Here is a 25,110-nt window from a genome sequence, read left to right as displayed (position 1 = left end):
CCAGGAAACAAGACGTTAATAATCAGCATAAAAACATTTTTTGGCTATTACCTCCTGTCTCTTGATTCTCATTTCCTGATTCTATCTTTTATTAATAACTTTGTCCCCTTAATAGACTATTATGCCTCAACAGGATACTATAGCGCTGGTGAAAAAAATTTTCGAGGCCTACCTTGAAAACAAGAACCTGCGTAAGACGCCCGAGCGTTTTGCTATACTCGAAGAAATTTATTCGCGCACCGATCACTTTGATGTGGAATCATTATACATCCACATGAAAAATAAAAAATACCGTGTAAGCCGTGCTACTGTTTACAATACGCTTGAGCTACTGGTATCATGCGATCTGGTGACCAAACACCAGTTTGGTAAAAATATGGCCCAGTTCGAAAAATCGTACGGCTATAAACAGCATGATCATATTATTTGCATCGACTGCGGCAAGGTGGTTGAATTTTGCGACCCGCGCATACAGCAGATACAAAGCATGATGGGCGAATTATTAAAGTTTGAAATAAAACACCACTCCTTAAATCTTTACGGCAATTGCAACAAATTAAGAGAGGGTTATTGTGACAGAAAAATTTAACTTTGCCTCCCTTAATATTATACTCTGAATTTACATAAATGGCTGTTGACGTATTATTAGGCCTCCAATGGGGCGATGAAGGTAAAGGAAAAATTGTTGATGTGCTTAGTGCAGGTTATGACCTGATAGCACGCTTTCAGGGAGGCCCAAATGCCGGGCATACTTTGGAGTTTGACGGTAAGAAATTTGTATTAAATACCATCCCTTCGGGTATATTTTTTGAAAATACCATGAACCTTATTGGTAATGGTGTGGTGATTGACCCTATTACCCTTAAAAAGGAAATAGATAAATTGAAAGATGCCGGGCATGACCTTTTAGCTAAAAAGAATTTGCTGATAGCTAAAAAAGCGCACCTGATATTACCTACCCACCAATTACTGGATGCCGCATCTGAGAAAAAAATGGGCGAAGGTAAAATTGGATCAACCCTAAAAGGTATTGGCCCAACTTACATGGATAAAACCGGCCGTAATGGTTTACGCATCGGCGATATTACCCTGCCCGATTTTAAAGAACGTTACCAGAAACTGGTTGATAAGCATACATCAATGCTACAGGCTATGTACGGTGAGGTTGCAGATTTTTCTGAACGTGAAGCTGCTTTTTTTGAAGCTATTGAATTTATTAAAAAATTCCCGCTTGTTGATTCTGAACATTTGGTGAATGATTATATTAAAAAAGGTAAAAAAGTATTGGCCGAAGGTGCGCAAGGCGCCATGCTCGATATTGATTTTGGATCATACCCTTTTGTTACTTCATCAAACACTACCGCTGCCGGTGCCTGCACCGGTTTAGGTATAGCGCCACAGCAAATTGGCGATGTAATAGGCATTTTTAAGGCCTACTGCACACGCGTTGGTGGCGGCCCCTTCCCTACCGAACTGGAAGACGAAACTGGAGAAGAGCTGCGCCGTATAGGCCATGAATTTGGCGCAACCACCGGAAGGCCACGCCGTACCGGATGGATTGATCTGCCGGCTTTAAAATACGCTATTATGCTTAATGGTGTTACCCAACTGGTAATGACCAAAGCTGATGTATTAAGCGGTTTTGATAAAATATACGCTTGCACACATTACAACTATCTGGGCGAAAAAATTGATTACATGCCTTATGACATTTGCTCTGTAAGCCCTGAACCAATTTTGAAAGAAATTGACGGCTGGAACGAAGACCTGACCGGTATTACCGAACTGTCTGAGATCCCGGTTAAGCTGCAATCATACATTGATTATTTAGAGGCCGAGCTTGGTGTTCCTGTAAAATACCTTTCAGTAGGACCAGACAGGAAACAAACGCTGGTATTGCATTAATATCCCTGTTGCCTGTGTTTCATGGGCGACCATAATATTATTTAAAAGGCCGCATAATGCGGCCTTTTACTTTAGTTGATTTATTTTTGCATTGTGATTGTACCGGTTAATGATCTGCTCCTATTTAAACAAAAAGCCCTGCAATGGGCCTCATCTTTTGATGCGGTTTGCTACCTGGATTCCAACAGTTTTAACGACTCATATGGTAAATTTGATACGCTGATAGCCATAGGCATCAGAGATGAGGTAACAGCATCGGCAGGCAATGCCTTTGATCAGTTAGAAACTTTTCGTCAGAATAATCCAGGCTGGATAACCGGTTTTTTTGGTTACGATCTGAAGAATGAGATAGAACAGTTATCTTCCTCAAATCCCGATGGCTTGCACTTTCCTGATCTTTATTTTTTTGCGCCACAGCACCTTATTGTAATTACCGGCGATAAAGCAGAGATCATTTCGGATAATTCACAGCAGGTTTTAGATAGTATTGATCAACAAAAGCTGACAGATCACAGCGTACAACCAGCCATTGGTTTACAGGCCCGCTTTAGCAGGCAGGAATATATTGACGCGGTAACGGGCATACAGGAACATATTAACCGCGGTGATATATATGTGACTAACTTTTGTCAGGAGTTTTTTGCCGAACATGCGCGGATCAATCCGTTGGCTATATTTACACAGCTCAACAAAGTTTCTCCCAACCCGTTCAGTACTTTTTTTAAATGGAAGGATAACTATATACTGGGAGCATCGCCCGAGCGTTTCCTGGCCAAACGCGGCAGCAAGTTAATATCCCAGCCCATTAAAGGCACCGCTAAAAGGGAGGCCGATATGCAGGCGGATGAACTGGTAAAACAGCAATTGCGCAATCACCCTAAGGAGCTGCAGGAAAATGTAATGATCGTTGATCTGGTACGGAACGATCTTACCCGCTCAGCCAAACAAGGCACCGTTGAAACCGAAGAGCTTTTTGGTATCCACAGCTTTCAATATGTACACCAAATGATATCAACCGTGGTATGTGAGTTGCAGGACAGGCTATCGGCTATACAGGCTATCAAAAACACCTTCCCCATGGGCAGCATGACCGGCGCGCCCAAGATCAGTTCTATGCAGCTGATGGAGCAATATGAACGCAGCAAACGCGGTGTATACTCCGGCGCGGTAGGTTATTTAAGTCCCGATAATGATTTTGATTTTAATGTGGTGATCCGTACCCTGCTATATAATTCTGCCAGGCAATACCTATCCTTCCATGCGGGCAGCGCTATAACCTACCACGCCAATGCCCAACAGGAATACGAAGAATGCCTGCTCAAGGCACAGGCGGTATTAGAAGTTTTAGGCGGGCAAAAGTAAGCAGTATTCCTAATAAATTGAAAGTGGTGACAGTATTTTGTCAGTAGGGTTAAATATATAAGTAATTGATTATCAGTAACACCTTAGTGTTCATGAGCGTTCACGGGTGTTCATATGAACACTTACAGGCAGGCGTAAGGTTAAATACAATACACTTGTTACGTCATTGCGAGGTACGAAGCAATCTCTATGCTGTACAAAGCGAATTGCTAAGCGACGAATTTGCACAATTGACCTGCCTGTGTAGAGATTGCTTCGTACCTCGCAATGATGCGTTTTATTGTTTGAACACATTAGCTTGCGCTTGCCTGTGGCGAGTGCAAGGTTAATTAGTATGCTTTTGCATCAATCACTATTTTATCCCCCATCCTTACTTTAATATCAGAACCTACAGCAAAAAATGCTGAAACAGGTTTACGTTCCAGGTAAGGTTTAAAGGTTTCGCCATACAGTCCGGCAACATCAGCATCAAAAATATAGTCTTTAACCGCGCCGGTTTGCCATGCAACATGTTCAACCTGGTATTCCATAGTGGTAAGGCTGGTTAGCTTGTTGTAGCCCCAGTAATGATCAAAAATAAACTCTTCGGGACTGCCGGGCTTAATATCCAATAGCTCATTACTTGCGGTAGCGCCCAGCTTGTTCCATTTGCCGTTAAGCTTCCACTCGTACAAAAATTGGGTATGGTTATCAGATGTACCCGTTATTGCGCTGCGCATAGGTAGCGCGCGATAATGTTCCTTATACAAATTGTTAGCAATAAGAGCAATCATACTTTTAGGTACAATTTCGCTTACAAACACGGTCCCTCGTTTCCATTCGGTACCATTAAAATGTTTTACGTAAAAACGCAGGTTAACCTCCTCAAAATTTACATGCCATGGCCATTTAATGCCTAACACTTTGGTATCGGCAAATAAAAATTCTACCATACTTACCAGGGCTTTACCCTGCCACAGATCAAGCACAGTACCAGGCGGTAAATAAGGTTCCAATACCTGCGGATCAACCTCGTAATTGAGCATGACCAGGTTTTTCCACTGTGCTTTTAAAAACTGACGTTTGGCCATAGGGAATAGTGAACAATGAATAGAGCGTAGTGAATGACGAATAAGGCTTTATTGATCTGAATTTCGAAACAACCCACTATTCACCATCCTATTTTTTGTAATATTTCATTGCCTCAGGTATCCGGTTCTGGATATTCTGGATACGGGTAGCATCGGCCGGGTGTGTACTTAAAAGTTCGGGCGGGGCTCCTCCTTTGTTTTGTGCCGCCATACGCTGCCAAAAGCCTACAGCGTTGTTCGGATCATAACCAGCCATGGCCATAAAGGTTAAACCCAAACGGTCGGCTTCTGATTCCTGATCACGTGAGTACTTTAACAATAACAATTGTCCGCCAACGCCATAAAGCTGGTTTATTACAGTTTGTGTACCGGCTGATTGCGTATTTGTAGCCGCGCCTACGCCCGTACCTACGCCTTCTACAACCATTTGTTTTGATATGCGCTCGGCAGAGTGCCTTGCTATAGCGTGCCCAATTTCGTGCCCCATAACAACTGCAAGGTAAGCATCAGTATTGGCCACAGGCAATAAACCTGTATACACGGCTACTTTACCACCGGGCATGCACCATGCATTAATTTCGTTGCTTTGTATCAGGTTAAACTCCCATTGAAAATTGTATTGATCGCCATAACCATTGTCCTTTAAATAGCGCTCAATGGCAATAGACAGGTTGGCACCAATTCTTTTAACACGCTGGGCATCGGTGCCACTGCTTATAACCTTTGTTTTTGGATCGGTTAATAATTGCTTGTAGCTTGCCGCGGCTGATTGATTTACTTCGGCATCACCCACCAGGCTTAATTGCCGGCGGCCGGTTAACGGAACTGTTGAGCAGGAGTACAATGCAGTGATGAAGATCAATGCAAGGGCAGGTCTGAATTTTTTCATAGTGGTCAGGCAGTTTTTTTCTTAAAAAAATTAACTTTTGATTCTTTGCCTTTTAGTAAGCGTTCGATATTTTTTTGGTGCGTTACCAGTATGAGCAGGCATATGCACATGCCATAAATAACAACTGACCTAATTGACGTGGGGAAAATGAACGAGACCCCTATGGGATAAGTAAAGGCAGCTGCAATTGAGCTGAGCGATACATATCTTGTAGCCAAAAGCACCACTACAAATACCACAACGCATAATAAAGCGGCATGTAAATGAATAGCTAAAATCATTCCAAATAAAGTGGCAACACCTTTACCACCTCTAAAACCTGCAAAAATCGGGAACAAATGGCCCATTACTGCTGCTACGCCTAAAGCAAGCGCATAATTAGTGTAGGCGGTTGAATTATATGCTCCTGTGGTTGATACACCAATAAAATAAGCAAGATTGGTGGCTGTCCAGCCCTTTAAAATATCAAGCAGCATTACAGGGATACCGGCCTTTTTACCCAATACCCTAAAGGTGTTGGTTGCGCCGGCGTTACCGCTGCCGTACTCTCTTACATCAATATTGTAAAAGGCTAAACCTATCCAAACGGCCGTAGGTATAGACCCGCAGAGATAGGCCAGTATGAGTGCTGAAACTGAATAAACGGTTATCATTTCCCTGCAATATTACAAAATTGATGTGGTACTAAAGTTTTAATCATCATTTATACGCCATGCGTTAAATTCTAAATTCGAATATCTAAATTCAAAATTTTTAAATCAGATTAAGCTTATCCTGAATCAGGTATAAAAACTAAATAGCTTTAAGGCTTAAATCCAAACTTTTCACTGAATGCGTTAATGCGCCAACTGATATATAATCAACCCCGCAATCGGCATACTCACGTATAGTATCAATAGTTATACCGCCAGACGCCTCCGTAATGAAACGGCCCTGAATAATATTAACCGCCGCCCTTAGTTCGGCAAAATTAAAGTTATCCAGCAATATACGGTTTACATGGCCTGTTTGCAAAACCTGGTCAAGTTCTTCCAGGTTCCTTACTTCAATTTCAATAGCAAGTTTTTTGTTATTATCGGTAAGGTATTGATTTGCACGCTCAATGGCCTCCCTTATACCGCCGGCGTAATCAACATGGTTATCTTTGATCAGTATCATATCATACAAACCAAAGCGGTGATTTACGCCCCCGCCAATTCTTACGGCCCATTTTTCAAGGTAGCGTAAGCCCGGGGTTGTTTTACGGGTATCTAAAACCTGGGTATTGGTTCCTTTTAAAAGATCAACTATTTCGCGGGTTTTTGTAGCAATTCCAGACATACGCTGCATACAATTCAATACTAAACGCTCGGCTTTCAAAATGCTTTGAGCATTACCCTCAACCTCAAAAGCTACGTCTTTAGGTTTTACAACCGCGCCGTCGTTTAAAAATATATCAAGCTTAAGTCCGGCATCAACTATATTAAAAATCTCAACAGCCAGTTCAACACCGGCCAGTATGCCTTCGTCCTTTACCAAAAGCTTTGCTTTACCCGTAGTATCAGCAGGAATGGTTGATAACGAAGTATGGTCGCCATCACCAACATCTTCCTTTAAAGCTTCAATTATAAAATGATGTATAAGTTCCTTATTCAAGTGTGTTACTTTTTAAGCCCCAAAAGTAACAACATTTTTTGGATGTGCAGATATACAGATTTCAGATGATGGGCTAATGAGAATTAATGTGCAGGTGAGGAACTGATGTGCAGATATGCAGATTTCAAATGTGCAGATTGTCTGAACCTTGATTTTTCACTTATTGTTTGTTTTTCAATGGAGTTCAAGATGACTATGCCGTTTTTCGGATTAAGGATTATCATCTGCACATTTGAAATTCGCACATCTGCACATTTATTTAACTTTTTCATTTTCAATACGCAGTTCAATAATGGTCATTTTACCGTCAGTATCTTTAAGGGTAAAGGCTACACGGTACAATCCGGTATCGGTGGTTAAAATAAATACCCCAAACCGGTAATTTGCGCTTGAATTTACCTTATGTAACAATTTGATGCCTTTGGGTTTATTCTTTGAAAAAAACTTATCCAGTATGAGTGTAGCCTGGGCACGCGAATAAATATTTTCATCGTCCATAATGGCTATTTCAATGTTATTGGCAAATAACCTGGCTAACTCTTTTGTATTGCCCTGCTTTATAAAATTAGCCACATTATCAATCGGATCGGCCGGGACAATATGGGGTAAAAGCAGTAAAATAATAAACGATGGCAGGTAAATTAGCTTCATATTATAATTACGTAATAAAAGAATTTTAAGTTACACTGACTATTATAAAGTGACCAATGGGGTTATTGATTCTTTAACAAGGATAATAACTGTTTTTATATCTAATTATTATTCAAACAATGAATAAGGCAGCGGGTTCACCTAAATTAAAAAAATTATAATATAAAGTAAGGCGTTGCATTTATATTTGCGATGTGGAAAATAAAAAAAAACTCGCATTAATTATTCTTGATGGTTGGGGCTACGGCCGTAATGATCAGTCGAACGCTATACTTGCAGCAAACACACCATTTGTTGATAGCTTGCTGGAGCAATATCCAAACTCAAAATTAGAGGCCTCAGGAACCGCGGTAGGCTTACCTGCCGGACAAATGGGAAACTCAGAAGTTGGGCACATGAACCTGGGCGCCGGACGTGTGGTTTACCAGGAATTGGGCCGTATACATAAAGCTGTTGACGATAATGAACTGCCAACCATCCCGGTTCTTAAAGATGCATTTGAATATGCCAGGCAAAACAATCGCGATGTACACTTTATTGGCCTTGTATCTGACGGTGGGGTTCACTCCCACATCAGGCATGTAAAAGGTTTATGCGATGCTGCAAAGCAGTCAAATGTAAAAAACGTTTTTATCCACGCCTTTTTGGATGGCCGCGATACTGACCCCAGATCAGGCCTTGGTTTTGTTGCCGATCTGGAAGAATATATTGAAGGTTCTGATGTAAAAGTTGCATCGGCTATAGGCAGATATTATGCTATGGACCGCGATAACCGCTGGGAAAGAGTTAAACTGGCTTATGACCTGATGGTTAACGGCGAGGGTGAAGCCACCCAGCATATTACCGATTCTATTAAAAAATCATATGATGATGGTGTAACCGATGAGTTTATAAAACCATTGGTAAAGGTTGATTCAAACGGCAAACCATTGGCTGTTATTAAAAACGGCGATGTAGTGATTTGCTTTAATTTCCGTACAGACAGGGGCCGCGAAATCAGCATTGCCTTAACACAAAAATCATTTCCTGAATATAATCTTCATCCGCTTGATATCCGTTACATCACCATGACCCCGTATGATGAAACGTTTAAAAATGTGCAGGTGGTATTCAACAAGGAGGATCTGACCAAAACCCTGGGCGAGATTTTGCAGGATGCCGGTAAAACACAAATAAGGATTGCCGAAACCGAAAAATATCCACACGTAACCTTTTTCTTTTCGGGCGGCAGGGAAAAGGAATTTGATAACGAAAAACGTTTGCTGGTACCATCGCCAAAGGTGGCCACCTATGACCTGCAACCCGAGATGAGTGCGGCAGGCATCCGTGATGCTATTATCCCTGAACTGGAAAGCGGCTGGCCCGATTTTATTTGCCTTAACTTTGCCAATACCGATATGGTAGGCCATACTGGCGTTTTCAGCGCGGTTGTTAAAGCTGCCGAAACTGCTGACGCTTGTACAAAAGCGGTGGTTGAAGCAGGTTTAGCTAATGGCTATTCCTTTATTATTATTGCTGACCACGGTAATGCCGATTACATGATCAATGAAGACGGCTCACCTAATACCGCGCACACTACCAACCTGGTGCCTTGTATTATTATTGACAAGGATGTTAAGCATGTAAATGATGGCAAACTGGGTGATATAGCGCCAACTATATTAACTATACTGGGTGTGGCTATCCCCCAGGAAATGACCGGTAATGTATTGGTGTAAATTCAAATTATTATATACAGCTTCCTTTTTAGGCGGCATACTGCTCTTATCCGGCTTGCCCTCATGCAGGCCGGATATTAAGCAAAGCGGAGCTGTATTAAAATATTTTGATATAAGCGGCTATTTTAAGGCAGACACGGCAAGGCTCAGAAAACTGGATCCTGCTGTTAATAAAACCGTAAACCATAATAATACAACCGAAAATAAAACGGTACATATTACTAACTGGGGACAGGAATTAAATCTGTTCATACAATCAGACATTAACAGGCCTGCCTGGAAAAACAGCTATAATGTTCAGGTTACCGATAGCCTGGTGATATACAAAGCCAAATATCCTGATTTGAGAACTACACGGATAGTAATCAAAAAAGATAAGGACAAAGACAAGGTAAAGTGGATACTCATTTTTAACCATACCAAAAATCTGTTGTACGAAACAAGAGAGAAACTAAGCTATTTCCCCGACTCGGTTTACCTGATTGAAAAATGGCAGCAGGTTAAGCTGATGGGGCGTAATAATTACCGTATTGAGGGTGTTTTAAAAGCTTCGAAAAAGTAGCGTTTTTTATCGATAAGATCAGCGTGATCAGTGGTGCGCAACGGTTGGGGCGGTTGCCTGCAATAATTTTTCTTTTGATTGGTCAATCAGGCCGGTAATGTCCATCCTGCCGGGGTTAACACTCAACACCTTTTCCAGATCGGTTATAGAGGCTTTTAAAGAATTTATACCTCTTGCCCTATCATAAAAATGCGAATTGTTTTGCAATTTAAACATGCCATAATCGCGGTAGGCAATACCTCTGTTTTGATAGTATTTATTATCATTAGGGTCGCTGTTGATAGATATGGCTTTGGTCAGGTCAACAATGGCACCTAACAGGTACAATTCCTTATCTGCGGCAGGGGTTTGGTTATCCTTGCCTAAATAGCTTTTTGCCCTTGCCCTGTAATAATAAGCAGTTGCATCAGCTGGTTTTATGGCAATAACACGGGTATAAGCTGCAATTGATTTTTTATAATTATCGCTGTGATAATAGGAGTAACCCAGCATCCACAAAGCATTCGCGTTGGTTGAATCTGTAATACATGCTTTTTCAAGGTGTGATACTGCCGATCTGAAATCACCATCCATCAAGGCCTGCTGGCCCAATTTAACATAGGCGCTTTGTGCCGATGCCGATTCAAGCGAAGACATAATCAAAAAGGATATTATGACCGATAACTTCATCAGTGCTTAGTAGTGAAACAAAAACAGTATACCATTTAACTTACAATGCATGAAATTATTATGCCAAACAATGCATTTATAAAAAAATATTGTTCATAAAAAAATTTCAGCCGGCTATAGTATGACTTTTTTTCATCTTTAACAATAAATTCTCATTTAATTAATAATGTACCTGATATTTGCAATAAGCATATAGTCAAACTATTATACTGCCAAATTGCTTGTTAACAATTATTACCATAACTTGGCACAGCTCTTGAAACATAATATGCGTTAGGTAATAACCGCAATTTTACCTGTATTTAACAGTCTGGTATTTATACAGGCTGACAACATGACTGTTTTTTCTACACATAAAATATAATTAATGACTTTTGATCCATTTGATTTCAAAAATGCTTTACCGGTTATAAACGAAGATTCCGAGTTCTTCCCGCTTATGTCAACTGAAGATGAAGAGGAAATGAACAACGAGGAGATGCCTGAGATACTATCCATACTGCCATTGCGCAATACGGTTTTGTTTCCCGGTGTAGTAATACCGATAACTGTTGGCAGGGATAAATCAATTAAACTTATACGCGATGCCAATAAAGGTAATCGCATGATTGGGGTAGTTTCGCAACAGGACGTGGGCATTGAAGACCCGAACTTTGACCAATTGAATAAAATTGGTACTATAGCCCTCATTATAAAAATGCTGCAAATGCCCGATGGTAACACCACAGTTATCATACAGGGTAAAAAACGTTTCGTTTTAAAAGAGGAAGTTCAAAGCGAACCCTACATAAAAGCTACTGTTGAGCCTTTTAAGGAAATAAAGGTAAAAGAAGACAAAGAATTTAAGGCCATGGTATCATCCATTAAGGATATGGCCATGAACATTATACAGTTATCGCCCAATATCCCCAGCGAGGCTGGTATAGCTATCCGCAATATTGAAAGCACTTCGTTTTTGATCAATTTCATATCATCAAACATGAATGCCGATATGACTGCCAAACAGCATTTGCTGGAGGTAGCCAACCTGCGCGAAAGAGCCAACCTGGTACTGGAGCACCTTACGCTTGACCTGCAAATGCTGGAGCTTAAAAACCAGATTCAAACCAAAGTAAGAGTTGATCTGGATAAACAGCAAAGGGATTATTTCTTAAATCAGCAGCTAAAGACTATACAGGAAGAACTGGGTGGTAACTCGCCCGATCTGGAAATAGATAGTCTGCGCCAGCGTGCCATAAAAAAGAAATGGGCTAAAGAGGTAAAAGATCACTTTACCAAAGAGCTCGAAAAACTGGCACGTACCAACCCGGCCGCTGCTGATTATTCGGTACAGATAAATTACCTTGAATTACTGCTCGACCTGCCCTGGAACGATTTTACGAAAGATAATTTTGACCTTAAACGCGCCCAAAGGGTTTTGGATAAAGACCATTTTGGTTTGGATAAAGTAAAACACCGTATTATTGAATATTTGGCCGTGCTTAAATTAAAGCATGATATGAAGGCTCCCATACTTTGTTTGGTGGGCCCTCCGGGGGTTGGTAAAACATCCTTAGGAAAATCAATTGCCAAAGCGCTTGGGCGTAAATATGTACGTATGGCCTTAGGGGGCATCCGCGATGAGGCAGAAATACGGGGACACCGCAAAACCTACATAGGCGCTATGCCTGGTCGTATCATCCAATCTATAAAAAAGGCCGGTGCTGCCAATCCGGTATTTATATTAGATGAAATTGATAAAGTGGGCAACGATTTCAGGGGCGACCCGTCATCGGCTTTGCTGGAGGTGCTTGACCCTGAACAGAACAGCACTTTTTACGACCATTATGTAGAGATGGATTTCGACCTGTCAAACGTAATGTTTATAGCAACCGCCAATTCACTAAGCAGTATACAGCCAGCCCTGTTAGACAGGATGGAGATCATTGAAGTGAACGGCTATACCATCGAAGAAAAAATTGAAATAGCTAAGCAGCACCTGTTACCAAAACAGCGTGAAGCACATGGCTTAAAATTAAAAGATGTAAGCCTTAAAACCGATGTTCTTGAAAAACTGATAGTTGATTATACCCGCGAATCGGGTGTGCGGGCTTTGGAGAAAAAGATAGGTTCGGTAGTTCGCGGAGTAGCCAAAAACATTGCCATGGAAGAGGAATACAATCCTGTGGTAAATAAAAAAGAGATTGAAAAAATATTGGGCGCCCCCATATTTGATAAAGACCTTTATGAAGGTAATGATGTTGCCGGTGTTGTTACAGGTTTAGCTTGGACATCAGTTGGTGGCGATATCCTGTTCATTGAGGCGAGTTTAAGTCCCGGTAAAGGCCGCTTAACCCTAACCGGCAGCCTTGGCGATGTCATGAAGGAATCGGTAACTATTGCCCTGGCTTATCTGCGGGCACATGCAAATTACTTTAATATCAATCCAAAACTTTTTGACCTGTGGGATGTACACGTGCACGTGCCGGCTGGCGCTACACCAAAGGATGGCCCATCGGCAGGTATAACCATGCTTACCGCCCTGGTTTCGGCATTTACCCAGCGTAAGGTAAAACCTAACCTGGCCATGACCGGCGAGATCACCCTGCGTGGACGTGTTTTAGCCGTAGGTGGTATTAAGGAAAAAATACTGGCTGCCAAACGTGCCAATATTAAAGAGATCATTTTGTGCAAATCAAACCAAAAAGATATTTTGGAGATCAAGGAAGATTATATTAAGGACCTTAAGTTTCATTATGTAACCGATATGCGCGAGGTAATTAGCCTTGCCCTTTTAGATGAAAAGGTTAGCGATCCGCTTGACCTTACAGTTAAAGAGGAGGAAAAAGCAATTGCAAATTAAAAAAGCGGGGGTTAAAATGTAAAGTTTTAACCCCCGCTTTTATTTGTACGTATTTTGTACACTCATAAATCAGCTCAATTTTTTTATATTAGGCGCTTATAATACTTATCATATTTAATTACCTAATGTTTAATAAACTATTCCTTACGCTGTTATGCCTTTTTGGTACTATCAGTTTATTTGCTCAAACCCGCGGTCATGAATTTGCCATACAATCTGATAATGATTCCTACCTGGGCCAGGGTTCAGACCGGTATTATACCAACGGGATCTTCTTTTATTACCGCAAGGCTTTAAAAGCTGGCGAAGCAGGCAGCAATCTTCAAAATAAAGTATTAGGTTTTGAGATCGGGCAAAAAATGTACAACCCGCAATCGGGCTATGTACCGGATGCTACTTATATCGACAGACCTTTCGCGGCTTACTCTTATATAGGCTCAACTCTGAATTTTTTATATAAAAACGAAAGCAATATTAAACTGAGTGCGCAATTAGGTATTGTAGGCCCTGCAGCGGGCGGTGAGCCGATACAAAAGCTCATCCATAATACATTCGGTTTTTACAAACTAAACGGCTGGCAGTACCAGGTCAGGAACAATGTACAACTTAACCTGGGCGCCGAGTATAATAAACTACTGGCCCGGGCCTCGTGGATAGATGTTAGCTTAAGCTCATATGCCAATCTGGGCAATGGTTTTACCGGTGCAGGCTTAGGCCCACTATTGCGCCTGGGTAATTTTAACCAGCTATTTAATTCAGTAAGTACGCAAAGTTCCGTATCTGCTCAGGACCAAACAGGCTTACTACATGCACACGAAATATTTCTTTACTATAAACCACAAGTGAACGCGGTAGTTTATGATGCCACCATACAAGGCAGCCTGTTCAACAAAAACCACGGTCCGGGCAGTCAGGAGGTCACTTTAAATAAAAAGCCAATAGTATTTAGCAATCAGATTGGCGTTGCTTTTACTACAAGCCGTTTTATGTTTGATTTGGCGGCCATATTCCATACCAGGGAAGTAAAAGAAATGTTAAGAGAACATCAATGGGCCAGCCTAACAGGGGCTTATAGATTTAAGTGATAGATGTGCAGGTTTCAGATATGCAGATGTGCAGATGATAAATAAATCAAGTAATCCATAAATCTTAATAACGGCGCAGCCCTCTTGAGCTCCATTAAAAACATACAATAAGTGAAAAATCAAGGTTCAGACAATCTGCACATCTGAAATTCGCACATCTGCACATCTATTATTAATCACTATGATTAATTTTCCTGTTTTCTTTTTTTGCCGAATGTTTCTTTTTATTATCCAGGCGGGCAGCTTTAACGGCTTTACTCACTTTTGTAGGTTTGCGCACTTTGGGTTTTTGCAGCGCCCGGGTAAGCAACAACACCAATCTTTCTATCGCTTTTTCTTTGTTCAGGTATTGGCTGCGTTCCTCATCACAAATTACCTGTACAAGACCATCTTTATTTAAGCGATTTTGCAGTTTTTCGCTTAGCAGTACTTTCTCATCTTCAGTAAATAATTCAGAACCATTTATATTAAATAAAAGTTCAACCTTGCTCGATACTTTATTTACATTTTGACCGCCCTTGCCGCCACTGCGCGAGGTTTTATAGGTAACTTCTTTTTGAAGGTTGGATTTAGTAAGGTTCATTTTTCAAAAGTAATAATTTTGGGTGATTGGGCTAAGTGGTTGATTGGAGGGAATGGCTATTTAACTACGATTACCTAATCAAATTATTCAACTCCGCTAACCATTCACTTATTTTTGTATTTTAGGGCCACCTATGAGTAACAATATTGTAGTAGCCATTGATGGTTATTCATCGTGTGGTAAAAGCACGCTGGCCAAAGCCTTAGCTAAAAAACTTCATTTTATTTATGTAGATAGCGGTGCCATGTACCGGGCTGTTGCGCTGTATTTTTTACGCAACAACATTGATGTGCATAACCATGAGCAAATTACCCAGGCTTTAAAAAACATCCACCTTAACTTTCACTCCCGCGATTACCAGACCCACATTACCCTGAACGATGAGGAAGTATCTGAAGAGATCCGCCTGATGCCCGTATCAGAAAAAGTAAGCGAAGTGGCTGCCATACATGAGGTGCGCAGGGAGATGGTGAAACAGCAGCAGCGCATGGGTCATTCCAAAAACATTGTGATGGATGGGCGCGATATTGGCACTACGGTATTCCCCCATGCTACCGTTAAAATATTCATGACCGCCGATCCAAAAGTACGGGCCGAAAGACGTTTTAAGGAAATTACCGGCAAAAACCCCGAGATCACTTTAGAGGATGTATTTGAGAACCTGGCCCATCGCGATTACCAGGACACCACCCGCGAGGAAAGCCCTCTTGTAAGAGCCGATGATGCCATTATATTAGATAATACCGACCTCACTCCCACTGAGCAATTAGAGTTTGCCCTGGATAAGGTTAGGCCCTTTGTTCTGTAAGTTTTTTTGGCGAAAGGATAAAGGTAAAAAGCGAAAGGTTCGTTGTTGAGATATGATCTTATGGCTTTAAAAAATCTCCGTCGATAATAAGCAGTTTAACACCATTGGCTGATACAGACCGGTGCGAACTAAGATCATCAGATACAATATAGGTCATTCCTTTTGTCAGGGTAAAGTCTTCTCCGTTTTGAAGTTCACTAACAAACCCACCTTCTAAACAATGTACAATATGTCCTTTTTGGCACCAGTGACCGGCCAAATAGCCTTTTGAATATTCAACTATACGCATCCTTAGTCCGTCAAATTGCAAAGTTTGCCAGAATGCGGTTCCGCTTTCTCCCTTATGCTCTGTTTTTTCAACTGATGTCCAGTCTATGGTTTGAAATGGGATACTGTACATTTCTCTCAATTATTATCTCAAGCTTATTCTTTCCGTTTAAATCATTGGTTTACCCACGCTACCCCCAAATACAATACCACTACTGTTATAACCTATTGAAGCAATGGAAAAGGATATTATATATATAATGTGAATGCCAAGGCTGATATTAAAATTGCCATAACGTGGGTTGCCCGTCACCAAACTCATTAATAGAAAACCACCTCCCAGAAAGCTTAACAAATGTAAAATAAGTAAGCCTGAAAAAAACCTTACAATCAACCAGAGTTTTGTATTTACTATTTTACTGGTAAGCCTATCGATGACACCCCAACTAATATAAGCAATAAGAGCATAAAAAACACATCCCCACAATACAAAGCCAACCATCTCGTTTTTGTCGGAAGCGGGCGAGTTATCAAACACTATAACACTTAACACAGCAAGCACAATAAAGCAAAAATTGTATGTTAGTATAAATCGGGTTTGCTTTCTCATCATTTTATCATTAAACTTATCCAATAAACTTTTCTGCTTTAACCCCAAAGTGATTTAAAAAATCAACTCCTTCGTCGCTGGTAAGGCCCTTGTACTCGGCGTATGATTTATCAAAATAAACATGTTTGATCCCTGCCGAAAATATAAGCCGGGCACAAGGTAAACAAGGTGACAACGTGGTATACAACGTAGCCCCTTCAAGGCGGGCCCCATTTTTTACAGCATATAATATGGCATTTTCTTCGGCATGTAAAGCAAGCGAACAGCTGCCTTTTGAATCACGCGGGCAGCCTGTGGCAGGCCATTCCTCATCGCAATTATGGGTACCTGCCGGCGGGCCATTATACCCTATGGAAATAATGCGGGTGTCGCGGGTTAATACAGCACCTACCTGGGCTTTAACGCAATGTGAGCGCTTAGCCAGGTCGGTTGCCAGGTTCATAAAAATATGATCGAAACTTGGTTTTGTTATCATAAGTCAATAGGTCATTAAATACCATTGGGTCATTAAACCATTTAAAAAATGACTTAATGACCCAATGATACAATAATTCTTTTTTAAATTAATGCCCGCCTTTTACTTCTACATGGTCAAGGTCAATGCCCTGGCTGCGTAGTTCGCGGCTTACTTTCCAGGCAAAATATGCAAGGTAGGCAAATCCTATTACAGGTACTATGTATGAGAAATGGATACCGCTCATACCTTTTACAACATCGTTACTACCATCGGCTATTTTACCCTGTAACGGAGGTATTATTGATCCGCCCAGGATCATCATGATCAAAAATGCCGACCCCTGGCTGGTGTACTTGCCCAGGCCTGTGATAGCTAATGAGAAAATAGATGGCCACATAATAGAGCAGCACAAGCCACCGCTAATGAAAGCGAATGTAGCTACCCTGCCAGTGGTAAATAAACCTACTAACATAAAGGCCATACCCAATAAGCCCAATACCGATAAAGTACGTGTTGGTTTTTGCTGGCCTAAAAAGAACGCTACAATAAGTATGGCTACGCAAATAGCATAAACATACAGGTTGCTTACATTAACACCGGTTACCGCGTTTACAAGCAGCACAAGGCCAAATGCAACAAACGGAACTATAATATACAAAATGTATTTAGTTGTTTTTGAAAGATCAAAAGCACCAATAGAACCTGCAAAACGACCGATCATCAAACTACCCCAATACAGGGAAATATAAGGAGCGATATCAGACTCATTAAATGAACCAAATTCAGGTGTTTTTAATAAGGAGCCCATATTACTCTGGATAGTAACCTCCGTCCCTACATAAGTAAAAATAGCGATCATACCCAAAATTAACTGTGGATAATGCATTGCTCCCCAACCTTCGGTGCTGTTTTTGGCGGCAAAAATTGTACCCACCAGGGTAAACAATATAATAGCCAAAGATGCATATACAAAATACTGGCTTGGTATGCCGATGGCATTACTCAACGGATCGGCAGCGAGTATCAATAAGAACGCCACAAAAATGATGAGCAATGGTGTATTTGCTTTTGAGCTTGACTCAATTTTTTCGTCGCTGGTAACCTTTGGAAGGTTAGAGAACCAGAAGAATATGGCAACAGCTATAAATAAAGCCGCCAGCATATAATACAAGTTATTTATGGATGATATTTTGACTTCCGAAGCCGCTATTTTTGCTGATGCCGATCCAAATAATACAACACTAACTACAATTGGCCCCAATAAAGCACCAATGTTATTAATACTACCCGCAAAATTTAAACGGTTTGAACCCGTTTCTGGTGCACCTAAAGCAACCACAAATGGGTTTGCCGCAGTTTGCTGTAAAGAGAAACCTATTGCTATGATAAAGAAAACTGCAAGTATAAATCCGAATGAACCACTTGCTACAGCAGGTATCATACCTAATGCGCCCACTGCTGATATAACCAGACCTAATATGATACCATTTTTATAACCTAACTTATTCATGATATCAACTTTACTGGCTTGTGATGCAAAATAAAGTATTAATGAGCCAATAAAATATCCGCCATAAAAGGTAAAATCAATTAATTGTGACTCAAATTGAGTTAAACTAAAATGTGTTTTACAGAATGGTATAAAGATACCGTTTGATGCGGCTAAAAATCCCCAGAAGAAAAATACAGTGATCAGCGTGTATAGTGCTGAGCTGTAACTTTTAGTATTGTTTTGTTCCATCTTTTAATTAGGTTATACGGAATATTATTTTGAATCGCTAAACATAATTCAATTTTTGTAAATGTTGTTATACTTTTTCAAATTAAATAAATCACAATAAATAAATCACAATTTTAAGTTTCGTTGTTTAATAGATAAAATTGCATATTCGCAGTGTTCAAAATTGGAACGTAAGCCTTAATAATGATAGAAGCTATTATTTCGGGAATAGGGATAGGATTAGTGTTGACGTTTTTGACTGGCCCGGTCTTTTTTGCTCTTATTAAAACCAGCATTGAAAAAGGCTTTCATGCAGGCATTGCCCTTGCTCTTGGTGTAGTTTGCAGCGATGTGGTTTTTGTAGGCGCCATTTTATTTGGTTCGCAGTATTTTGATATTTCCAACCATGCAAAAACCGTAGCCGGTGTTGTTGGCAGCATTATACTATTTAGCGTAGGTGTACGGTACCTGTTTAAAAAAGGCGAAGTTAATTACGAAAATAAGGTACCCTCGGGCATTAACCGGGCGGGCTACTTTTTAAAAGGGTTTTTGATGTGCATTTTTAACCCTACCCTCCTTTTTCACTGGATAACGGTAATTGGTACAGCCAGTACTGTATTTCATGAAGGTGTTGCCCATCGCTCATTTAAAATTGCCGTTATGTTTGCAACCGTACTCATTGTGCAATTTGGAATGGATACCACCAAAGCTTTTTACGCCAATAAACTGCGCGACAAAATATCTGTTAAACTGGTACATCGCCTCAACGAAGTTGCCGGTATAGCGCTCATTATAGCTTCCTTGATCCTGGTAGATAAGTTAGTTACCCATTTTGTATTTTCGGCACCTGCAGGCTCTTAAGCTTCAGAAGGGATTATCATAATTTTTCCAAAGCAGAACTTTTTGTCATCCTTCGTTCCCTGCCTGCCGGCAGGCAGGGAACGAAGGATCTATTCTGCGACATGCAAAGTTCAAAAACAGATTCTTCGCTATGCTTACTACTCATGACGTGTTTGTTTTTAGTTCCCCTCTTGAGAGGGGGCGCGTAGGAATCGAGGGTGGAGGGGGTGTGTTTATACGTGCGATGAAAAGGACACACCCCTCCACCCCTCTCAAGAGGGGAATCGCACAGCCTTCCGCCTCCTACGTCATTTAACCTTTAGATACCGCTGCTTTTGATAACTCAGAATGACAACTTATAAACAAAAAAGGCGATAAGTTAAACTCATCGCCTTGAATATTTTGTTCCCACTTCAGGGGGCTAGGGGGCATTACATATAAGCCCTTTGGTTTTTACCTTCCATCCAGTTTACAAAGGCGCGGTTAACAACCTTGTTACCACCTGGGGTTGGGTAGTCACCACTGAAATACCAGTCGCCGGTATGATCAGGGCAGGCAATATGCAGGTTATCTAAGGTTTGGTATAAAACTTCAACCTTACATTTTATTTCTTTAGGCGTAATGATCTGTGCAATCCGGTCTGAGATCTGCTGATCGGTAAACAGTTCATATATCGCTTTTACGTAGTTCTCTACTTCTTCTTTCGGAAGGCTTGCGCTGTCCTTACATTTTTGATAAACATCAAGAATGATATCTTCCCTATCCATTTCTTTCAACAAGCTAATAGCTGCTTCAAAAGCAACAAACTCACCCATACGCGACATATCGATACCATAACAATCAGGGTAACGGATCTGCGGGGCAGATGAAACTACCACTATCTTTTTAGGACCAAGCCTGTCAAGTATCTTCAGGATACTTTGTTTTAGGGTAGTACCGCGTACAATTGAATCGTCAAGTACTACCAGGGTATCCGTATTCTTTTTGATAAGGCCGTAGGTAGTATCATATACGTGGGCAACCATTTCGCTGCGGTCAGCATCCTGGGTAATAAAAGTACGTAGCTTTACATCCTTTATGGCTATTTTTTCAACCCTTGGTGCAAGCTGTAATACTTCTGTTAACTCTTCCTCACTTATCTTATCCTCGCGGTTAAGCAGTTTATCGCGCTGGTATTTTTTAACGTATTTATGAACGCCTTCCACCATACCGTAAAAAGCAACCTCGGCAGTGTTAGGGATATAAGAGAATACGGTATTTTGTATATCGTGGTCAACCGCGTTCAATATCTGCGGACAAAGCAGCCTGCCTAATTGTTTACGCTCACGGTAGATGGATGCATCGCTACCCCTCGAAAAATAGATCCGTTCAAATGAACAGGCTTTCTTTTCCTTTGGCTCGCTAAACATATCCTCGGTTATTTTACCATTCTTTTTAACAATTAAAGCATGGCCGGGGCGTATCTCTTTAATATCTTCAATAGGAATGTTAAACGCGGTTTGAATAGCCGGACGCTCTGATGCGGCAACAACTATTTCGTCGTTATAATAATAGAATGCAGGTCTGATCCCTACCGGGTCGCGCATTACAAAAGCATCACCATGGCCCAATATACCCGCAATGGTATAACCACCATCCCAGTTCTTGGCCGATTTACGGAGTATTTTAGCTACATCCATATCATTGGCTATCAGCTTACTGATCTCCACATTATCGTCAAGCCCTTCGCGTTTATACTGATCAAACAGCCCCTGGTTTTCGGTATCAATAAAATGACCCATTTTTTCGAGCACTGTAATAGTATCCGCTTTTTCTTTTGGATGCTGACCCAGATCGTAAAGCTGCTGCAACAGTTCATCAACATTGGTCATGTTGAAGTTACCTGCAATAACCAGGTTACGGGTTTGCCAGTTGTTTTGCCTCAAAAATGGATGACAGCTTTCAATGCTATTTTTACCATGAGTACCATAACGCAGGTGCCCAAGCAAAACCTCGCCTGTAAAGCTTACATTTTCCTTGAGCCATTCGGCATCGGCTAATTTTTCGGGACTTTCTTTTTGAATTTCAGCGAATTTTTTCTGAATGTATTCAAAAATATCAGCAACGGCATTTGATGCCATTGAACGGTGACGACTGATGTACCGCTTGCCAGGCTCAATATCCAATTTAATAGTTGCAACCCCAGCGCCATCCTGGCCCCGGTTGTGTTGTTTCTCCATTAAAAGGTAAAGCTTGTTCAGGCCGTACAGGGCAGTTCCGTACTTTTTCTGATAATAAGACAGTGGCTTTAATAGGCGGATAAATGCCACACCGCATTCATGTTTAATCTGATCGCTCATGATTTGGAATGAGGCTGCAAAGGTATCATTTTATAATGAACTATGCTTAAATCAATTGTCATTAAATAGTAGTTTGTGGATAAGTTGCTAAAACGTTAATTCTTTATGCTTAAATCGAGCGTTTTTTTTGTCTGAACCCTGAATTTGTCTGAACCGGGATTAAACAGATTAAGGGATTACCAGGATTTTCTTTTTTAAATCATAATAATCCCTTAATCTGTTTAATCCCGGTTCAGACAAAATAACCCTACTTACCAAACTCTACCATCTGGTGTAATTTTACCGGGTCATAAACCCTTCCTCCTTTTATTACTACAGAAACTTTACGGAGATCACTGATATTTTTTAACGGATCGCCATCTATAATAATAAGGTCGGCTTGTTTACCCGCCTCAACTGAACCGGTTTGTTTATCAACCTTCATTACCGTTGCCGGTATAATAGTGGCAGTTTTTAAAGCCTGCAATGGTGTAAGGCCGGCGGCCACGTACAGTTCCAGTTCACGGTCAAGGCTATAACCCGGGAAACCCATATCTGTACCGGCTACAATAGGTATACCGGCGTCATATAGCTTTTTTACAGCTTGCAGCATACTGGTCACTACAGGTTTTATTTTAGCAGCCTGCGCGGGCTCGGCCCCCATGTTTTTAAATAAAGCCTGCAATGGCGCGGGCAGGTTGTAAAAAGCGGGTTCAAGTTGGGTTATATCATCCTTTACATTGCGATAGGCAAGTTCATAAACACCTATTGTTGGGTCGACAACTACATTGTGCTGTTTAATAAAATTAATTGCTGCCACATTTGCAGAATCGTCAAAATTAACGGAGCGGTCGGGAGCTTTTTTCATCATGGCATAAACATATTGCATGTGGTTCACCATATTCATGCCCGAGTCTACGCCTTGCTGTAAGGTCATTCCCTCGGGTATATGTCCCGTTACCGAAAGGCCCAAACGATGCGCTTCATCACAAATTGCCTTAACTATTTCAGGTTTTGCCGAACTGTAAATTTTTATCTGTGCAAAACCATTCTCTTTATAACGGTCAACTGCTTTTATCGCTTCTTCTTTGGTATCAGCTTGTATAATTCCCAATGCCCGGGGACCTTTGCCATCAATAATTCCGGCTTTCAATATATTGGGTCCTACTCCTTTGCCACCGTCAATAGCGTTTTTAATAGCATTAATATAGCCAAACTCGTTACCACAATCCCTCACGGTAGTAACACCGGCAGCCAGATAGGCGGGCCCCCAATCGGCTTGCTCAAAGTGCGAATGCATATCCCATAAGCCGGGTAAAATAGTTTTACCCTGGGCGTTTATTACTTTTGCCCCGGCAGGTATAGTTATTGAACCGGCTTTACCTGTTCTGGTAATGATACCCTTCCTGATCAATACAACTGCATCCGGAATGCCTGATCCGGTAACCACATCAACCAGGGTGCCGCCAGTCACTGCAATTGTTTCATCGGCCACATTGGTTTGCGCGGTGGCTTTGGCAAACAATTGCATACCGTAAACAGCAGCTTTATTAAGCAGTTCCGGTAATAGCGTTTCATAAGGAGCACTCATCATTTCCAGCTTATCCCCTTCGGCATCGTTGGTAATAAGGCAAATCAGGTTACCTTTACTATCAGCCCATATCAATTCATTACCCCACACCAGTCCGCTAATGGTAAACCTGTCCAGGCTTAATGTTTTGCCATTAAAATCCAGCTTGTCCACCCCTCCTCTTTTTATTTGAACCGAGCCAAATGGCAGGGTATGGATACTTGCGGGTTCATGGTGTTTTTTCCAGTATTGCAGCAACGCCTGTTGTACCGTTCCTGGCGAATACCCCGCTACCGGGAAACTTAAAGGCAACACCTTTTGTGTATATGATGAATCATTCACCCTTACAGATGCCTCATTACCTTGTATGGTCACCTTGTCATCAACCTTAGAGAACCGGGAGGTGCTTCCTTTAATGGTAAGCTCCAGCGGATCACCAACCGGGTTTACCTTTAACTCAGCCTTTAAAGGCACTGGCGAACCGCGATCAACAAATTTAAAATCGATGGTATAATGAATAGCGTCCTTATATTTATGTACGTAATAGGTTTCTTTGCCTATTGGCTGTTCAAACTTATGCAGCAGAAATGTGCCGCTATCGGTTGGAAGATCTGTTTGGGCGCTCGCGTTTAAAAAAAATGCCGAAAGGGTGATGAGGAGTACAGGCTTTTTCATATAGGTGATAGGTATTATAATAGATATATACTTGTTAAGACGATATTTTATCTCCATATGTTACATTGGAGTAATAAAAAGGCCTTTAAAGTCAGCCTCTATTCAATTTATTACGATACAAATTACCAATTAATATTTAATATCCCTGAATGTAATATTAATGCGCGGCCCTGGGTCTTTAGCGGTTTTGGGTACCTGGTGCAGCCAGTAATGCTGTGTTTGGCCCTGCATAATTAGCAAGCTGCCATTATTAAGCGCAATGGAGAGCTTAACTTTCTTTTGCTGTTTATGTTTAAACTGAAAAATACGGGTAGCGCCAAAGGAAACCGATGCAATAACCGGATTACCACTAAGCTCCTTTTCATCATCACTATGCCAACCCATGCTATCCTCGCCATTGCGGTAAAAATTAAGCAAGGCCGAGTTAAACTGCTTACCGCATTGTGCTTCCGCGGCTTGTTTTATTTGGAGCAATAGCGGTGTAAATGGTATAGGCGTATTTACCACGCCAGAGTAGGTGTATGTTTTATCCCCATCGGCATACCAGGAGGTAAGGCGGGGAAAGCTGACTGAGTTTCCATAAATTTTCATCTTATCCTGTTTCCAGAGGATGGTATGTTTCAACTCTTCAAACAGATCGTAAACGCCGTCTTCCTGATAAAAATTGGGGTACAGAAAAACCTCCCCATCAAACGGTAAAATATTTTGAGGGGTTGTATTAAAGATATTTAACTGGTTATCGGCAAAAGGATCCATAATTATATAAAGTCAGGATATAAAACAGGAATCAAAACAACATGTTACTTCTTGTTTCTGTTCAAATATTAGACCAAGTAAATTGTAAACAGTTTAATACAATATGTTTTGATTTCTT

23 protein-coding genes are annotated in these 25,110 nt (G+C 41.1%); 9 read left to right on the top strand and 14 right to left on the bottom strand.

What is annotated here, in order from left to right:
• The first annotated feature begins 121 nt into the window (after positions 1-121).
• From M2273_RS06910 to M2273_RS06900, 3 genes are all read left to right on the top strand, one after another.
• A complete protein-coding gene (locus tag M2273_RS06910) occupies positions 122-589 on the top strand; it encodes a Fur family transcriptional regulator (RefSeq protein WP_429394653.1) in 468 nt (155 codons plus the stop codon).
• A 38-nt stretch (positions 590-627) separates the two neighbouring features.
• Complete coding sequence (locus tag M2273_RS06905) at positions 628-1,905, top strand: adenylosuccinate synthase (protein WP_429394650.1); 1,278 nt, start codon at positions 628-630, stop codon at positions 1,903-1,905.
• A gap of 93 nt (positions 1,906-1,998) precedes the next feature.
• Complete coding sequence (locus M2273_RS06900; protein WP_429394648.1) at positions 1,999-3,267, top strand: anthranilate synthase component I family protein; 1,269 nt, start codon at positions 1,999-2,001, stop codon at positions 3,265-3,267.
• A 329-nt stretch (positions 3,268-3,596) separates the two neighbouring features.
• Here the strand turns inward: M2273_RS06900 and M2273_RS06895 are convergent, their stop codons facing one another.
• From M2273_RS06895 to M2273_RS06875, 5 genes are all read right to left on the bottom strand, one after another.
• Positions 3,597-4,337, bottom strand: a complete 741-nt coding sequence (locus M2273_RS06895) for a YqjF family protein (RefSeq protein WP_429394646.1) — start codon at positions 4,335-4,337, stop codon at positions 3,597-3,599.
• An 88-nt stretch (positions 4,338-4,425) separates the two neighbouring features.
• Complete coding sequence (locus tag M2273_RS06890; protein WP_429394644.1) at positions 4,426-5,226, bottom strand: M48 family metallopeptidase; 801 nt, start codon at positions 5,224-5,226, stop codon at positions 4,426-4,428.
• 5 nt (positions 5,227-5,231) lie between these two features.
• The gene (gene plsY, locus M2273_RS06885) at positions 5,232-5,879 is read right to left on the bottom strand and encodes a glycerol-3-phosphate 1-O-acyltransferase PlsY (RefSeq protein WP_429394642.1); all 648 of its coding nucleotides are present in this window, start codon (positions 5,877-5,879) and stop codon (positions 5,232-5,234) included.
• 139 nt (positions 5,880-6,018) lie between these two features.
• On the bottom strand, positions 6,019-6,861 hold the full coding sequence (gene nadC / locus M2273_RS06880) for a carboxylating nicotinate-nucleotide diphosphorylase (RefSeq protein ID WP_429394640.1): 843 nt from the start codon (positions 6,859-6,861) through the stop codon (positions 6,019-6,021).
• A gap of 255 nt (positions 6,862-7,116) precedes the next feature.
• The gene (locus M2273_RS06875; protein WP_429394639.1) at positions 7,117-7,512 is read right to left on the bottom strand and encodes a DUF4783 domain-containing protein; all 396 of its coding nucleotides are present in this window, start codon (positions 7,510-7,512) and stop codon (positions 7,117-7,119) included.
• Between the two features lie 194 nt (positions 7,513-7,706).
• Between M2273_RS06875 and gpmI the strand changes: the two genes are divergently transcribed.
• Entirely contained in the window at positions 7,707-9,230 is a 1,524-nt protein-coding gene (gpmI, locus tag M2273_RS06870; RefSeq protein ID WP_429394637.1) for a 2,3-bisphosphoglycerate-independent phosphoglycerate mutase, read from the top strand.
• Entirely contained in the window at positions 9,217-9,792 is a 576-nt protein-coding gene (locus tag M2273_RS06865; protein ID WP_429394634.1) for a hypothetical protein, read from the top strand. The genes gpmI and M2273_RS06865 overlap by 14 nt, the downstream gene beginning before the upstream one ends.
• 27 nt (positions 9,793-9,819) lie before the next feature.
• Here the strand turns inward: M2273_RS06865 and M2273_RS06860 are convergent, their stop codons facing one another.
• Positions 9,820-10,428 carry a tetratricopeptide repeat protein gene (locus M2273_RS06860; RefSeq protein WP_429394631.1) on the bottom strand — a complete coding sequence of 203 codons (609 nt, stop codon included), beginning with the start codon at positions 10,426-10,428 and terminating at the stop codon, positions 9,820-9,822.
• Positions 10,429-10,828: 400 nt separating this feature from the next.
• Here M2273_RS06860 and lon point away from each other — a divergent pair, with 400 nt between their 5' ends.
• Both lon and M2273_RS06850 read left to right on the top strand, forming a co-directional pair.
• Positions 10,829-13,303 carry an endopeptidase La gene (gene lon, locus M2273_RS06855; protein ID WP_429394629.1) on the top strand — a complete coding sequence of 825 codons (2,475 nt, stop codon included), beginning with the start codon at positions 10,829-10,831 and terminating at the stop codon, positions 13,301-13,303.
• 125 nt (positions 13,304-13,428) lie between these two features.
• Complete coding sequence (locus tag M2273_RS06850; protein ID WP_429394626.1) at positions 13,429-14,388, top strand: lipid A deacylase LpxR family protein; 960 nt, start codon at positions 13,429-13,431, stop codon at positions 14,386-14,388.
• Between the two features lie 172 nt (positions 14,389-14,560).
• On the opposite strand, the gene arfB is transcribed toward M2273_RS06850, so the two are convergent.
• Positions 14,561-14,971, bottom strand: coding sequence for an alternative ribosome rescue aminoacyl-tRNA hydrolase ArfB (arfB, locus tag M2273_RS06845; RefSeq protein WP_429394624.1), 411 nt, complete (start codon positions 14,969-14,971; stop codon positions 14,561-14,563).
• A 133-nt stretch (positions 14,972-15,104) separates the two neighbouring features.
• On the opposite strand from arfB, the gene cmk reads away from it, so the two are divergent.
• Positions 15,105-15,779 carry a (d)CMP kinase gene (cmk, locus tag M2273_RS06840; RefSeq protein WP_429394621.1) on the top strand — a complete coding sequence of 225 codons (675 nt, stop codon included), beginning with the start codon at positions 15,105-15,107 and terminating at the stop codon, positions 15,777-15,779.
• Between the two features lie 58 nt (positions 15,780-15,837).
• Here cmk and M2273_RS06835 read toward each other — a convergent pair whose 3' ends face one another.
• The 4 genes from M2273_RS06835 to M2273_RS06820 form a co-directional block, all read right to left on the bottom strand.
• On the bottom strand, positions 15,838-16,179 hold the full coding sequence (locus tag M2273_RS06835) for a DHCW motif cupin fold protein (protein ID WP_429394619.1): 342 nt from the start codon (positions 16,177-16,179) through the stop codon (positions 15,838-15,840).
• Between the two features lie 36 nt (positions 16,180-16,215).
• Positions 16,216-16,680 (bottom strand): hypothetical protein, encoded by a 465-nt coding sequence (locus M2273_RS06830; RefSeq protein WP_429394617.1) that lies wholly within the window; start codon positions 16,678-16,680, stop codon positions 16,216-16,218.
• The gene (locus tag M2273_RS06825) at positions 16,673-17,131 is read right to left on the bottom strand and encodes a deoxycytidylate deaminase (protein ID WP_429394615.1); all 459 of its coding nucleotides are present in this window, start codon (positions 17,129-17,131) and stop codon (positions 16,673-16,675) included. Before M2273_RS06825 ends, M2273_RS06830 begins: the two co-directional genes overlap by 8 nt.
• An 88-nt stretch (positions 17,132-17,219) precedes the next feature.
• Positions 17,220-18,854 carry an MFS transporter gene (locus M2273_RS06820; RefSeq protein ID WP_429394613.1) on the bottom strand — a complete coding sequence of 545 codons (1,635 nt, stop codon included), beginning with the start codon at positions 18,852-18,854 and terminating at the stop codon, positions 17,220-17,222.
• A gap of 183 nt (positions 18,855-19,037) precedes the next feature.
• Between M2273_RS06820 and M2273_RS06815 the strand changes: the two genes are divergently transcribed.
• Positions 19,038-19,694, top strand: a complete 657-nt coding sequence (locus M2273_RS06815) for a LysE family translocator (protein WP_429394611.1) — start codon at positions 19,038-19,040, stop codon at positions 19,692-19,694.
• A gap of 410 nt (positions 19,695-20,104) precedes the next feature.
• Here the strand turns inward: M2273_RS06815 and M2273_RS06810 are convergent, their stop codons facing one another.
• From M2273_RS06810 to M2273_RS06800, 3 genes are all read right to left on the bottom strand, one after another.
• Positions 20,105-22,012 (bottom strand): amidophosphoribosyltransferase, encoded by a 1,908-nt coding sequence (locus M2273_RS06810; RefSeq protein WP_429394609.1) that lies wholly within the window; start codon positions 22,010-22,012, stop codon positions 20,105-20,107.
• Between the two features lie 247 nt (positions 22,013-22,259).
• Positions 22,260-24,236 carry an amidohydrolase family protein gene (locus M2273_RS06805; RefSeq protein ID WP_429394607.1) on the bottom strand — a complete coding sequence of 659 codons (1,977 nt, stop codon included), beginning with the start codon at positions 24,234-24,236 and terminating at the stop codon, positions 22,260-22,262.
• 129 nt (positions 24,237-24,365) lie between these two features.
• Positions 24,366-24,992: an alpha-ketoglutarate-dependent dioxygenase AlkB family protein gene (locus M2273_RS06800; protein ID WP_429394604.1), complete on the bottom strand. Its 627-nt coding sequence runs from the start codon at positions 24,990-24,992 to the stop codon at positions 24,366-24,368.
• Positions 24,993-25,110 lie beyond the last annotated feature (118 nt).

This window comes from Mucilaginibacter lappiensis, assembly GCF_050433765.1.
Taxonomy (GTDB): domain Bacteria; phylum Bacteroidota; class Bacteroidia; order Sphingobacteriales; family Sphingobacteriaceae; genus Mucilaginibacter; species Mucilaginibacter lappiensis_A.
Note: the sequence above shows the minus strand (reverse complement) of the source record. Positions and strands in the feature narration are given on the sequence as shown.

What these genes read in the sequence shown, in the direction of transcription:
- M2273_RS06910 (WP_429394653.1), top strand. Translation starts at nt 122, where the DNA reads ATGCCTCAACAGGATACTATAGCGCTGGTGAAAAAAATTTTCGAGGCC.
- M2273_RS06905 (WP_429394650.1), top strand. Translation starts at nt 628, where the DNA reads ATGGCTGTTGACGTATTATTAGGCCTCCAATGGGGCGATGAAGGTAAA.
- M2273_RS06895 (WP_429394646.1), bottom strand. Translation starts at nt 4,337, where the DNA reads ATGGCCAAACGTCAGTTTTTAAAAGCACAGTGGAAAAACCTGGTCATG.
- M2273_RS06890 (WP_429394644.1), bottom strand. Translation starts at nt 5,226, where the DNA reads ATGAAAAAATTCAGACCTGCCCTTGCATTGATCTTCATCACTGCATTG.
- plsY (WP_429394642.1), bottom strand. Translation starts at nt 5,879, where the DNA reads ATGATAACCGTTTATTCAGTTTCAGCACTCATACTGGCCTATCTCTGC.
- M2273_RS06875 (WP_429394639.1), bottom strand. Translation starts at nt 7,512, where the DNA reads ATGAAGCTAATTTACCTGCCATCGTTTATTATTTTACTGCTTTTACCC.
- M2273_RS06865 (WP_429394634.1), top strand. Translation starts at nt 9,217, where the DNA reads ATGTATTGGTGTAAATTCAAATTATTATATACAGCTTCCTTTTTAGGC.
- M2273_RS06860 (WP_429394631.1), bottom strand. Translation starts at nt 10,428, where the DNA reads ATGTCTTCGCTTGAATCGGCATCGGCACAAAGCGCCTATGTTAAATTG.
- lon (WP_429394629.1), top strand. Translation starts at nt 10,829, where the DNA reads ATGACTTTTGATCCATTTGATTTCAAAAATGCTTTACCGGTTATAAAC.
- M2273_RS06850 (WP_429394626.1), top strand. Translation starts at nt 13,429, where the DNA reads ATGTTTAATAAACTATTCCTTACGCTGTTATGCCTTTTTGGTACTATC.
- arfB (WP_429394624.1), bottom strand. Translation starts at nt 14,971, where the DNA reads ATGAACCTTACTAAATCCAACCTTCAAAAAGAAGTTACCTATAAAACC.
- cmk (WP_429394621.1), top strand. Translation starts at nt 15,105, where the DNA reads ATGAGTAACAATATTGTAGTAGCCATTGATGGTTATTCATCGTGTGGT.
- M2273_RS06835 (WP_429394619.1), bottom strand. Translation starts at nt 16,179, where the DNA reads ATGTACAGTATCCCATTTCAAACCATAGACTGGACATCAGTTGAAAAA.
- M2273_RS06825 (WP_429394615.1), bottom strand. Translation starts at nt 17,131, where the DNA reads ATGATAACAAAACCAAGTTTCGATCATATTTTTATGAACCTGGCAACC.
- M2273_RS06820 (WP_429394613.1), bottom strand. Translation starts at nt 18,854, where the DNA reads ATGGAACAAAACAATACTAAAAGTTACAGCTCAGCACTATACACGCTG.
- M2273_RS06815 (WP_429394611.1), top strand. Translation starts at nt 19,038, where the DNA reads ATGATAGAAGCTATTATTTCGGGAATAGGGATAGGATTAGTGTTGACG.
- M2273_RS06810 (WP_429394609.1), bottom strand. Translation starts at nt 22,012, where the DNA reads ATGAGCGATCAGATTAAACATGAATGCGGTGTGGCATTTATCCGCCTA.
- M2273_RS06805 (WP_429394607.1), bottom strand. Translation starts at nt 24,236, where the DNA reads ATGAAAAAGCCTGTACTCCTCATCACCCTTTCGGCATTTTTTTTAAAC.
- M2273_RS06800 (WP_429394604.1), bottom strand. Translation starts at nt 24,992, where the DNA reads ATGGATCCTTTTGCCGATAACCAGTTAAATATCTTTAATACAACCCCT.